The organism is Pseudoalteromonas sp. J010 (assembly GCF_003934235.1).
GTDB classification, from domain to species: Bacteria; Pseudomonadota; Gammaproteobacteria; order Enterobacterales; family Alteromonadaceae; genus Pseudoalteromonas; species Pseudoalteromonas peptidolytica.
Genome location: NZ_RDBW01000003.1, coordinates 22667 through 35878, shown reverse-complemented (window position 1 = coordinate 35878; position 13212 = coordinate 22667). Strand labels below are relative to the sequence as shown.

Sequence of the window (13212 nt, the reverse complement as noted above, 5' to 3'; positions counted from 1 at the left end):
ACAACTCCAATACTAATCATTCAAATACATAGTCACAGCATCTAAAGCTTCAATGGCATTATCTGCTAAGGTGACAAGTTCGTGCGTGATTTCATCAATTGAGGAGGAAACAGCTAGAGCACCAAATATTGCATACTGCTCATCAATTTTAGCAAACGCACTCAGAGGAATAGGCACATTGAGTTTTAATAATGCTTCATTTAACTCGTTGAGCAACTCAGGTTTCACTTCATTTTCGTTGAACAAGTAACTAATACACACTAGTTGCTCTTCAGTCTGAGTTACAAAAATCGGTAATTCGTCATTTCCGTCAACAATCACTTGCAATACATCCTGCTCGCCCTCATTAGCGATTAGGAATGATTCGAAGTTAGCACCTTCAGTTTCAAATGATGCTAATTTGATTGATAGTTCATTTAATTCCATCTTCATTTACCTTTTCGTATTGACATATTATGTCTGAGTTAAGATTTGCACGTAAGACATATTATGTCAATGGCCGCGCGTTAATTTTTGTACAACTCATCTTCAGTTTGCCATGCTTGGCGATAGTAATCATAGAGTTTTCCTGTCCCTAACTGATTGACTTCTATATCTTTTGCGTCATCAAAAAAGTGATTTGGAAATGCAAAAGTAGACAATAAATAATTTTTATTGATCCAATTACTTGCCACAGGCAACGTCCTGACAGTACGAATCCTTTCACTTGCTGGTTGTCCTGCTCTGGTTGCAATTGTCCAACCCCACTGGCCAAATGAGGGAATATTTTGCTGATATTGTTCCACGTGGGTGAAGCCTGCATGCTTGACGGTTTTAGCGATACTAATAAAAGCTTTTTTAGCATGGTAGGGCGAAGTTGATTGAATTGCCAAGGCGCCGTCTGGTGCGAGTAACTGACGCACATGGTTGTAAAAATAGTCGCTGTACAATTTATTCAAATCAGGGTGGTTTGGATCGGGTAAATCAATAATGATAGTGTCAAACTGCCGCCCTTGATCGAGCATTTTTTCAACTTCTAAAAATGCGTCTGCAACAATGACAGTAGCTCGTGGATCGTTTAACGCCCCCTTGTTTAATGTAGTCAGTTTGGCTGTGATCTCTGGTTTTTGAGGAAACGGTTGATCCGCCAAGCCAAATAGCGACAGTAATTGCCCATCCAAATCTATCAAGGTGGCACTTTTTACGGGCCATTCTAATACATCGCGTAATGCGAGCCCGTCGCCACCACCAATGATCAAGACATTTTCACGACGATTTGAAGCAAGCATGGCAGGGTAGACGAGCATGGTATGGTAGATTTGCTCATCCACAGACGAAAATTGCAGTCGGCCATTTAGGAATAAGTCATTAATGGGAGTCGGCTGTGTGCGACTCAAACGCTCGGTAATGACAACATGCTGATATTTGGTTGCTTCTGAGTAAATAACTTTGTCTTTGTACAAGACATTGCTTAGGTCTTTCATCCAAATAGAGCCATTATTTAAGATGATAAAAAAGATCCCTAGTAACAGAAAATGACAGACAAAAAGTAGTTTAGGTAGCTTTACATGGGCTTGATAGCGCCATAAAAAAATCAATCCAGCAATAATATTGAAAAGTGCTGTCCATGCCGCGGCTTGCATGATTGGCAGTGCCAGCATAATGGTCACCCATATCGCTGCACCAACGCCTGCCCCGATGTAGTCTGCGCCATAAATAGTACCAGCGTTATTTTCAAGAAAACGGCCATATACTTGTTGACGGATCCTCGCTATCAGTGGAATTTCCATGCCGATAAAAATACCTAAGATTAATCCAAATACATAGGGAAGAAATCGTGCAAAGTCTTGTAGTTGCTCAAATGGCATGCCATCAAGCAGGCTGTCTGTCGGCAAGCTGTAGATACTAGATAAAGTATGGGGCAGCGTGTAGGTGAGCGCGATGACGCTGGCAATGATCAAAATACTACTCATTCCCAGCAGTGCGATTAAGCTTTCAAGCCAAGCAAAGGCTGTAAAAGGATCCTTGAACCAACGAGCTAAGAAAGCGCCAATACCCATGGCAACTATCATGGTGCCTATCATTGCATAAATTGCACTTTCGACAGAGCCTAAAACGCGTCCAGCATAGTGGGAGAGTAAGTATTCGTAAATAAGGCCGCAACCAGCCAAAATAGCCATTACGCCGATAAGTAATGTGTCGTGACCGAGCAACGACCAGTTGCCGGCCACCTTTGTTGAAGTTTGTGGTGCTGTTTCGCTCAAGAGTTAGGCACCTAGCAAACTTGCCATCGTTAAGCCAATCGCAAAAGAGAGTGCCGCTGAAATGGCTGCAACACCAACATTCTTTTGTCTATTTACTTCATCAGAAATATCTTTGCCAGCAAGGATGATTTTGATCATCACCAAGTGTAGAACAATAAAAAGCAGCACACTGCCAAGAGCACAAAGGCTCCAATATAGCAGGCTAGCATTGATATCGTCGGCCACATAAGGAGCGATACCCGAAGCTGCGGTAAGCGCCAAAGCAGAGCCGATTAAAAAGCCAGCGTAACGGATCCCCACAGCAACATTGTTGTCTTTAATTGCCTGCTGTAAGCAGTCGCCACTCTTGTTGGTGCGTTTGAATAGTTGTACACGATACTGAGTTACCAATAACATACAGATGTTCCCGATAACAAAAGCGGCAACGACGATGGGTAAGCCATACCATCCCTCAGTAAGCACCCATAACAAGGCTGAGCGTATCACAATGGCAACACTTACCACATGGCCAAAGTCGATAAGTGCAGCTGTGACGTTACCTTTGATGATCTCATCATGTAGGTCGACCTTTCGCAGCGCAACTTTGTCTTGAAAAAAGTGACCAAGTTTAATCAGTACGATCCCCACGATGCCATAACCTGCCATTTGAATCGCTTCTTGAGCAAGTGAACTGGCAAATGCGCCACTGGTTATGCCTGAGATAACGATAGCTAAACCAGTTAACCCAGCTGCAAAGCTTAAGCCAAAAGCAAAATTGTCTCTTTCTGTGATCTCGTCGTTGGCGTGGAGGTTAGACACCAAGCCTTTAATATATTTTAAGCTAACAAATAGCGCGACGATCACCGCCATATCTATTAGCAATGCTTGAAAAGTCCAAGCTGTTAATCCGTTAAATTGATACATGTGTTAACTCCGCTATATATGCGCTATTTGCCCCGGCTTACGCCGCGGGAGGTTCTACTTGAGCTATTGCGAATTGAGCCTGAACTGGAAGCTCTTGAATAGCTGCTTCGCGTAACCGACGATGGGGTATTACTGCTTCGGCTTAGCCCTGATGCGCCAGCTTTTTTCTTCGCATAAGGACTAGTAAATTGTTTGCCTTGGCGTTGATAGGACTGCTTAGTGCGTTTTACTAATTCAGTTTGGCGTTTGTAGCTCTTATAGCTGGTATATCTGTGGCGACCATAGTCGCTGTAATAGCTATATCTTCGATGTTTACTCCAGCGGCCATATTCGACGTCGCCGACAATGTCGCCAAGCATGCGATAAACACCATACCACACCCAAAAGCTTGTTCCATTTGAGTCAGTTTGCCATTCACCATAGTTTGCATTACCGACAAGCTGGTTACCCACCGCTACCTGACCATTGTTTGTTATGTGTTCTGCCTGTTGGCTGATAGCACCGACACGGGCTAATTTACCATCAGACATATCCGCTAACACATTGATAGGATCGGTTAGTGCATCATTAAACAGACTAATTGAGGCTGCCTCTTTTAACAGTATTGCTTGGTTAATGATATCGTCGCTGCTCATTGTCGGAGCTGGAGATTTAAGGGATTGATAACGAGTCAATAAACTCTGATAAAGTGTGCCACTGCTCGTTGCATCTTGTGCGATGATTTTAGCAATTTCACTAAGTTGAGGTTTTTGCTGAGCGAGTACTTTGCCATACTCAGTCAATAGGTTGGCATTTCTTAGCTGCTTTTTATCAAGCGCAGTACCCAACGTATTAATCGCTGTTGAGGCGTCTTGAAGTGTATGTGTGATGGTTTGCTGGAGGCGCTCTTCTTTTGATTCACAGCCTAGCAGAAAGCTCATTACACACAGCAGGCTAACTAATTGCCAAATTTTAAAGTTGGACATTCATGTCACCTAATCTACCTTGACCATTCGTGTTAATGTGCTGCCTTATTGCCTTTAAGTCAACTATTAAGCTTTATAATACCAAGCCTTTAATTGCCTTAAATTGTAACAATAAGTCAGAGAGAGGGTTTTCTTAAGTTATACTCCTAACATCAATATTGTCCAATTAAGCAGCTGATTATGACAAGCGCATGGCATTACAGTAAAAACTATCGTCATACAGACTCTATTGTTATAAGTATTGTTGTTAATATGGCAAAAAAGCAGTAGTTATAAGGTTATACCAATTTTCTTAATTAAGTGGTCTATTTTGAGGCGAGAAAATCTTGTCGATAACCAGGCAAAAATTTTGCTATTTAGTTGTTCTAAATAAGAAATTTTTAACGCAGTTAGCGTTAGATTTACTCCTTCAAATTGAGCAAGTATTAAGTCAAATGGGTATTACTACTGCCTATTTAACCTGAGGTTGCTTGTTACTCAACTCGCTTAGCTATGTTGCTCAAGCATGTCGTAGATGATGTCTTCAAGTGCTTCGATGTCTTCTGCACTTATTAATAGCCTTGACTTAGACTCATCAAGATCGAGGGCTTCAGCAAAAAAGCCTTTTAATCCTCGAGCTTTTCTATCCATTTCGAAAATAACTTCTAGCTGTTCGCCACGGGTAAAGAAGACTATCTCGACTTCATCAAAGCGACCGTGAAAATCGCCTGTGATGGTTTTAAACTCCAATTCCTGCACAAATGGAAGACGTGAAAAGGATACTTCATCAATACCTTCACAATCAGACTCATAAAGTTTAAAACCAAGGGCTTCCATCGCATCGATTACGGCTTGTTGTAGTTCAGAAGGCACAATGTGCAGATAGTCGCGGTCAGATTTATCAAGTGCCATATCAATATCGAGGTTAGTTGCAATCCACGTCTTAGACTGACCCACGGTCAGTGGAGTCTCTTCAGCTAAATCGAGCGCAAATGGAATATGCTTTTCATCACCAGGTTCGATGGTAAATTGTTCATCTATATGAAATGCAGCGAGAGTATGCGATTTAGTAACTGTGATTGTCTCACCTTCACTGTCTTCTTTTTCAACGGTGTAATTACACATTACTTTTAGATCTATTTTGTTGATCTCTTGTGCAACTTTGCCACCAATGATTTTTACAATGCCAGAGATTTCTTCGCCAGGAGCGGCTTGATGATGATCCAGTACGGTGTCAACTTTTGCTGCGCCAATACCGACAGCCCCAAGGGCTTTTTTAAAGAAAGACATATTCATCCTTATTTATGTTATGACCTTCCATCATGGAAAGTTTTGCGGTGTCGATTATAGGAATTAATAGAGATTCGTCAAATGCTTTTCTGTTTCGTAGACGCTGTTTTCTGGGTTGTGTATTATTTTTCAACAAGATAAATTAGGGCGTAACATTAACCCAATCAGCGCTAATAAATTCATCTGACAATAACCTCAATCATGGTACACTTCGCGACTTTTCAGTTGTTCGAGGTAGAGAATGAAAGTCGGGTTTGATTACGGTAGCTCCAATTGCGCAATGGGCGTCATGAAAAATGGTGAAGTAGAATTACTGCGTCTTGAGCAAGATAAACATTACCTACCTTCAACTATGTATACTATGCACAATGCACTTATCCCCGCTTTTGTGCACCGCCACGCTGCTATTACGGATACCGACTACGCTCAGTCTCGTCAAGGCTTACTGAGTGTTGCTCAACAGGCAAAACGTGATTTAGATCTTGCTTCGCAGGAGACAGGCGTATTTTTTGGCCAGCAAGCCATTAACGAATACATCGAATTTCCCGAAGAAGGCTTTTACGTTAAATCTCCCAAGTCTTTTTTTGGTGCTGTTGGCCTTAAGCCACAACAAGTTGCATTTTTTGAAGACATCGCAACGGCAATGATGTTAGAGATTAAGCAACGAGCCGAATCTCAATTACAACAAATACTTACAGATACAGTTATCGGTCGCCCGGTTAACTTTCAATCCGTCGGAGGCGAAGAGAGTAATCAGCAGGCTATCAGCATTTTAACTACAGCAGCCAAACGGGCAGGATTTCAAGGGGTAGATTTTTTGTTTGAGCCTTTAGCTGCGGGAATTGAATATGAAAGTCGCCTTGAGCGCAATAAGTTGGTGTTAGTTGTCGATATTGGAGGTGGTACTAGCGACTGCTCTTTTGTGCGTATGGGGCCGAGCTATCGCGACAACGACCAGCGACAACAGGACTTTTTGGCACACACCGGAAAGCGTGTAGGGGGTAATGATTTAGATATTGCTCTTGCTTATCATCAGTTAATGCCGCTATGCGGGCTAGGTTCAAAGATGAATTCAGGCCTGCCAATGCCGAGTCAACTATATTGGCAGGCATGTAAAATTAATGACATCCAGTCACAACTAGATTTTTATAGCGATAAACTAACACGCGAACTAAAAAGCATGCTTCGTGACGTTGCCGAGCCGGACAAACTGGCACGGTTACTGACCATTCAACAAAATAAGTTGACCCATCAAGTTGTCCGCGAAGGTGAGCTTGGCAAAATAGCGCTATCTGAGCAGGAGCAGTTCAACGCCGATCTGAGCTTTATTGAAGCACACTTAACTCAAACTATCTCACAGCAAGATTTTGCTGACGCCGTGATGTTAAATCTTGAGCAAATGGGAGCGCTTGCTAAAGAAGCGATAAGCCAAGCAGGTGCAAAGCCTGATGTGATCTATTTAACCGGTGGTAGTGCGCAGTCACCATTGCTTAAAGCAACCCTTGCGCAGCAAATTGGTGATATTGAGATGGTTAACGGTGACAACTTTGGCAGTGTGACGGCAGGGTTAACTAAGTGGGCGGATAAAATATTTAAGTAACGCTTACGGCCATCAATGTGTCTTAGTACTTACCTGAACTTGGGGTAAGAAGTTTTCCTTGCCGACATGGATGTAGGCAAGGCGAAAACTTTGCTATTTAGCTGTTCTAAATAGGAAATTTTTAACGCAGTTAGCATCAGCGTGACGTCTTCAAATTGAGCAACTATTAATGCTAATAGGTATGACAGCCCCTAAAAACGAGAAGTACCATCAATTAGCGTAATAAGTTGACAGCTAGCGCAATAAAAATTAATCCTGAAATACGATCAATCCAAATGGGCGCGGCTGGATGTTGTCGAAAATATCCTGCAATTTTATCGCCGCCATAGATATACATACAGTCTATTGGAAAGGCTAAGATAGGATAAAGCAAGCCAAACATCGCCAACTGCATCGTGGTTGAAGTTGCTAAATTACTATCGACAAACTGAGGAATAAAAGCGATAAAAAAGAGTGCAACCTTTGGGTTTAACATTTCCGTCATCATGGCTTGCAGCATTACATTTTTAGGCTTTTTTGTGCTTACATGCGGTTTATCCTCACAGGCCAGCTGGGTTTGGCCTAACGTATCTTTAATCGTTATGATGCCAAGATAAGCGAGATAAGCTGCACCGAGATATTGTACTGTGGTATAGGCTGTTTCTGAGGCTTTTAGTAGTGCTGACAAGCCTACCACAGCGAAAATGGTGTGGATCACGCCACCGAGTGCAAAGCCCAATGCGCTTTGCATGCCAGCAGCACGGCCATTAGTAAAAGTTTGCGCCATCAAAAATGCGTTAGAGGGGCCTGGCGCAACAGCAATCACGGTGCTGGCGATTAAGAATGAGAATAAGTATTCAGGGTTTAGCATCATAGCGCTTATCGTTATATTAGATCTTTACCAATCCATACCACTTTGCCGAGGATCTCTAATTGCTCTAATTCATTCGGCATCACGACTTGCTCTTTGTACTCTTTATTATCACTAATCAAGCGCACTGAGCCATCAAAGTTTTGTTGCAAGCGTTTGGCATAAAGCTCTTCACCAAGTCGCACCACGTAAATCAGCCCCTCACTGAGCTTTTTATCTGAGAGATCGACTAATATGGTGTTGTTATTATGAATGGTAGGCTCCATAGAGTCGCCTTTGGCAAACACCACGACGAGTTGTGACTTGTCGAGATTTTTAAATTCAATCCACTTTTTTCTAAATGCGAGATAACGTGCGACTTCTGCACTTTGGTTAAATGCACCATGTCCTGTACTAACAGAAACGTGATACCCAGGGACAATAACGAAGTCTTCATTGAATTCATCTAGAGAAATATGTTGCTGAATGACTGGGGATGGCGTTTTGCAGTCAACCGGTACGCCAGTGACTAACCACATTAGGTCAACATTTGCTTGCGTTGCAATGCGCTCTATAACACTTAATTTAGGATCTTCGCCTTTTAATATTCTGCGCAGCGTCCCTTCTGATACATCAATTTTTAACGCAAAAGCTCTAATGCTGTCTGGCTTGATCGCATATTCTACGCGCTCAGCTAAGCTCATGAGACTTTGTTCCATGCGTTGCCTCTTTAGTTATAATACATGTCCCTCATTATATGAGCTATTTTTTACGAAGTAAAATCATTTGTGACGCAAAAAAGATCCACTTATTAGTTGTAATGCGTAAAAAATAGATCTATTATCTTCATTAAATTACGCATTTGATGCAATTAGTCAGTGTTTGCGTAAATAAGTGATGAGTTTTATTTTGGCTTATTTGCGCAATATTTTAAGGAATGAGTGTGATGTTAATGAGCCAACCATTAGTTTCTGAACGTGCGCCACTTGGTGCAGCTATCTTAAGATTTGCTCGTAAAAGTCGCGGGTTTACTCAGGCAGAGTCAGCGGCAAGCTATGGTATAGAAGAGCGCACATTAAGACGCTGGGAAAATAATGAATACAATCCTAAGTGGAACGACGTCGTTGCTTTGGTAGAAGATGTCTATTTAATGGATATCGTACATGTGATTGTGGGGCTAAGAACAGCAACAGCTGCGTAAAAAATTAAAGCCAGCTTCCGCTGGCTTCGGTAGGTGACATCGCTATGGTAGACATAGCGATTAAGATCACTGTATTACTCTTCGTCTTCAACGAGTGTCATCAGTGACGTGTTACCACCAGAGGCTGTGGTATCGATACTGATGGTTTTCTCAGTCACAAGGCGATTAATTAAGGTATCGTAATACTCGGCACTTATCACTGGAAGAATTGCGCCCTTACGCTCAGCTAGTTGCTGTGAGAAGTAACCTAAACGAGAAGAACGTGCTGCCACAACTGCGCCAGAAAGGTGCGGATGTGCCAAGATTGCTTGTAGCTGATTTTGCTTCGCTACTTGGAAAACACCTTCAGCAACACCAGTAGAGATAAACTTATCTCTAAATGCTAATGCCTCTTCATAGAATAAGTCTGATGCAACGGTAATAACCGTATTACCTGCAGCAAGCGCGGTGATAATAGAGATTGCCCAGAAGTTAAATGAAGTGCTCTTGTCAGCATACACAACAACGCAACCACGAGGCTCAAGGTGAAGGGTATTAGATTCACCTGTAGGACCCGGTAGTGTGGTGTAAGTACGCATACGCTTTTCTAAACGGTTCAACTGAGCACGTGCATCAGACAGGGTTAGCGCAAGGTCATCAGCTAACTCGTCGATAATATCGACTGTTGCTACCTTGGCAAGTAACTGACGTACCGCAGAAACTCGATCATTCAATGCGGTACGACGCCAAATTTTTTCGTCACGCATAGAGTTTCGCATTAATTTTTCAACCTGCTCAACTGCACCTGGGAAGTGGTGGATCTCCAGCTCATCCGGTGTGAGGTCGGTCATTTGTACGTTGTCAGGAGATGCTTTCTCTTTCACTAGGCGAAGTAGGTAGTTTGGACCACCTGCTTTTGGACCCGTACCAGATAATCCACGGCCACCAAATGGCTGTACGCCTACGATTGCACCAATCATATTACGGTTTACATACACGTTACCCGCACGCGACATCTTAGCTAGGTATTCGCAGCGCTCTTCGATGCGAGAATGAACACCCATGGTTAAGCCGTAACCGGTTCCATTGATCTGATCGATAACGTTATCTAAGTCTTCAGCCTTAAAGCGCACAATGTGAACAATAGGACCAAATACTTCACGTTTCAATACGGATAAATCAGAGATCTCATATAAGCGAGGAGCAAAGAAATAAGCGCCATTTTCACTATTGTCTGGTATTTTCGCTTCAAACAATAACTTACCATTAGCCTTCATGTATTCTGCATGCTTGGTTAATGTCGTCAGTGCTTTTTCGTCGATTACTGGACCTACGTCTGTAGATAGTAGCGATGGATCGCCGATATGTAGCTCTTTAAGCGCGCCTTGGATCATCTCAATAATGCCGTCGGCAACATCGTCTTGTAAGAACAACACGCGAAGGGCAGAGCAGCGCTGACCCGCACTTTGGAAACCTGAAGAAATCACATCATCCACAACCTGCTCTGGCAGTGCAGTTGAATCAACGATCATACAGTTTTGACCACCGGTCTCCGCTATTAACGGAACCTGAATGTCGTTTCTTTCAGCAAGGATCTGAGAGATAAGCGTACCAGTTTCAGTTGAGCCGGTGAACATCACAGCTTGAATACGTTCATCTGGTACAATATGTTTACCTACTTCGCTACCACGAGCGATAACAGGCTGTACCACGTGCTGAGGTAAGCCGACAGTGTGCATCAACTCGATACAGCGTAGTGCAATCATACTGGTTTGTTCAGCAGGTTTTGCAATAACGGTGTTACCAGTCACAATAGCCGCAGCCACTTGGCCTAAGAAGATTGCCAGTGGGAAGTTCCATGGGCTAATACATAAAATCACGCCACGGGCTTCAAAGCGCTCGTCTTTAGACAGCTCTTCAGCGCGGGCTGCATAGTAGCGACAAAAATCAACAGCTTCACGCACTTCATCGATACTGTCTTGAGTGACTTTACCTGCTTCTTTAATACAGATGGCAACTAACTCGTCATGATGACGCTCAAGAATGTCAGCCGTGCGGCGTAGTAAATTTGCACGCTCTTCTACAGATGTCTGTGACCAGCTTTCAAATGCAGCATCTGCATTTGTTAATACACTCTGCATATATGCTTCATCGTGTAAAGGCACAGCACCAATAACCTGTTTGTGGTTGGCTGGATTTCTTACTGCAAGATGGCCGTCAGGTACTTGAGCTTCGTCGATCAGGTGCTCGTTAAACCAATTGTCTAGGTTTGCTTTGAACGGCGCTAAATCGTTGATGTCGGTTAAATCTTTACCCTTTGAGTTTGGACGCTCATCACCATACAGCTCAATTGGTAATTTAATCTGTGTATTATAACGGTTACGTAGACCTTGCAGTGTTTCTACAGGATCTGGGAGCAATGATTCAACCGGCTTAGATGTATCAACAATCGCGTTTACGAATGATGAGTTAGCACCATTTTCAAGCAAGCGACGCACTAAGTACGCGAGTAGATCTTCGTGCTGACCAACCGGCGCATAAACGCGGCATTGAATACCTTCGTTTTCGACGATTTGATCATAAAGAGACTCACCCATGCCGTGTAGACGCTGGAATTCAAAGCCCTTATTGTCGCCTTTGGCAACTTCTAAGATAGTCGCAGCGGTATACGCATTATGTGTTGCAAATTGTGGGAACAATACATCGCGGGCTTCTAGTAGTTTGATAGCACAGGCTTTATAAGAAACATCTGTAGTTGCTTTACGAGTGAAAACAGGGAAGTGCTCAAGACCATCTTGTTGTGTGGTTTTGATTTCAGTATCCCAATAAGCACCTTTTACAAGGCGAACCATTAATTTACGGCCGACGCGACGTGCCAGTTCGGCAACCCACTCAACTACAAAAATAGCACGCTTTTGGTATGCTTGTACCGCAAGGCCAAAACCGTTCCAATCGCCAAGCGCTTCGTCTGAGAATACGGCTTCAATTACATCTAATGAGATGTCTAAGCGGTCGGCTTCTTCAGCATCTACCGTAAATCCAATATCGTATTGTTTAGCGGCAACGGCAAGTTCTTTTAACTTAGGCACAAGCTCGCTCATCACGCGATCGCGATGTGTAAATTCGTAGCGTGGATGAATCGCTGAAAGTTTAACTGAGATACCTGGGCTTTTCACCGGGCCACGACCTTTGGCCGCTTTACCAATAGCGTGGATTGCACTCATATAACTTTGGAAGTAGCGATCCGCATCTTTCATCGTACGTGCACCTTCGCCTAGCATGTCGTACGAGTATACATATCCTTTTTGTTCTTTATCAGCTGCACGAACGATGGCGTCTTGAATGGTTTCACCCATTACAAACTGCTTACCCATGATCTTCATCGCGTAGTTCACAGACTTACGAATAACAGGCTCACCAAGACGACCAATTGTGCGCTTAAGCACACCAAATTGCTCTTCTTTATTTTTGTCTGAGTAGTTCACCATTTTACCGGTAACTAATAGCCCCCAGCTTGACGCGTTAACGAATAACGAGTCACTGCTACCTAAATGTGAGCTCCAATCACCTTTTGCCAGCTTGTCGCGGATCAGGCTTTCTTGTGTCGCTTTGTCTGGTACTCGAAGCAAGGCCTCTGCCAAGCACATGAGCACCACGCCTTCTTCGGTAGAAAGAGAGAATTCATTTAAAAGCGCGTCAACGCCGTTTTGACCATCTTGATCTCTACGGATATTTAAAACCATTTGACGTGCACGTTCCCATGCTCGGCTTCGAGCTGTAACGCCTACCTCAGCTAAAGGTAAAATATGATCAATTACTGCGTTTTCATCAATGCGGTAAAAGTCACGGATCTTTTGTCGGATAGGACAGTTAGTTGTCAAATCGCCGTTATAAAGCATAAGCAACCCTCAAAAATTGGAGTCAAAAATACATGTAATTCGAATCTACCTAAAAAGTTACACTGAACGTGAACTCGGCACTACCATTCCAAATAAAAGCATACCCAAGCTGGCAGGTTGGATTAATATGTAGTTCCACTTTTATAGATAGACGCAATTACGACAAAATGATGCAGTCACATTGCTAACCATAACACACCTAGAGATGCGTTCAAATTTTAGCCAGAATGCACAATGTAAATGTTCAAACAAGGCTGTGTAAAAACGTGAAATGTACAGCGTTGTCTTTTATCGTTAATTTCGCGGGCATTCTATCGAAAAGAC

General features: G+C 43.0%; 10 protein-coding genes. 2 read left to right on the top strand and 8 right to left on the bottom strand.

The window, feature by feature from the left end:
* Nucleotides 1–12: 12 nt before the first annotated feature.
* The 5 genes from EAG18_RS02670 to EAG18_RS02650 form a co-directional block, all read right to left on the bottom strand.
* Entirely contained in the window at nt 13–426 is a 414-nt protein-coding gene (locus EAG18_RS02670; RefSeq protein ID WP_125250865.1) for a DUF2170 family protein, read from the bottom strand.
* 80 nt (nt 427–506) lie between these two features.
* Complete coding sequence (locus EAG18_RS02665; protein WP_125250864.1) at nt 507–2243, bottom strand: polyamine aminopropyltransferase; 1737 nt, start codon at nt 2241–2243, stop codon at nt 507–509.
* Between the two features lie 3 nt (nt 2244–2246).
* Nucleotides 2247–3146, bottom strand: a complete 900-nt coding sequence (locus EAG18_RS02660; RefSeq protein WP_125250863.1) for a DUF350 domain-containing protein — start codon at nt 3144–3146, stop codon at nt 2247–2249.
* Between the two features lie 23 nt (nt 3147–3169).
* Entirely contained in the window at nt 3170–4111 is a 942-nt protein-coding gene (locus EAG18_RS02655; RefSeq protein ID WP_125250862.1) for a CHAD domain-containing protein, read from the bottom strand.
* A 486-nt stretch (nt 4112–4597) separates the two neighbouring features.
* Nucleotides 4598–5380, bottom strand: a complete 783-nt coding sequence (locus EAG18_RS02650; RefSeq protein WP_125250861.1) for a sporulation protein — start codon at nt 5378–5380, stop codon at nt 4598–4600.
* 241 nt (nt 5381–5621) lie between these two features.
* Between EAG18_RS02650 and yegD the strand changes: the two genes are divergently transcribed.
* On the top strand, nt 5622–6980 hold the full coding sequence (gene yegD / locus EAG18_RS02645) for a molecular chaperone (RefSeq protein ID WP_125250860.1): 1359 nt from the start codon (nt 5622–5624) through the stop codon (nt 6978–6980).
* 214 nt (nt 6981–7194) lie between these two features.
* Here yegD and EAG18_RS02640 read toward each other — a convergent pair whose 3' ends face one another.
* Together EAG18_RS02640 and EAG18_RS02635 are read right to left on the bottom strand one after the other, a co-directional pair.
* Nucleotides 7195–7830 (bottom strand): LysE family translocator, encoded by a 636-nt coding sequence (locus tag EAG18_RS02640; RefSeq protein ID WP_125250974.1) that lies wholly within the window; start codon nt 7828–7830, stop codon nt 7195–7197.
* Nucleotides 7831–7844: 14 nt separating this feature from the next.
* Nucleotides 7845–8528, bottom strand: a complete 684-nt coding sequence (locus tag EAG18_RS02635) for a S24 family peptidase (protein ID WP_125250859.1) — start codon at nt 8526–8528, stop codon at nt 7845–7847.
* Nucleotides 8529–8755: 227 nt separating this feature from the next.
* Here EAG18_RS02635 and EAG18_RS02630 point away from each other — a divergent pair, with 227 nt between their 5' ends.
* On the top strand, nt 8756–9010 hold the full coding sequence (locus tag EAG18_RS02630; protein ID WP_125250973.1) for a helix-turn-helix transcriptional regulator: 255 nt from the start codon (nt 8756–8758) through the stop codon (nt 9008–9010).
* A gap of 74 nt (nt 9011–9084) precedes the next feature.
* Here the strand turns inward: EAG18_RS02630 and putA are convergent, their stop codons facing one another.
* Nucleotides 9085–12888, bottom strand: a complete 3804-nt coding sequence (gene putA / locus EAG18_RS02625; protein ID WP_125250858.1) for a bifunctional proline dehydrogenase/L-glutamate gamma-semialdehyde dehydrogenase PutA — start codon at nt 12886–12888, stop codon at nt 9085–9087.
* Between the last annotated feature and the right edge of the window lie 324 nt (nt 12889–13212).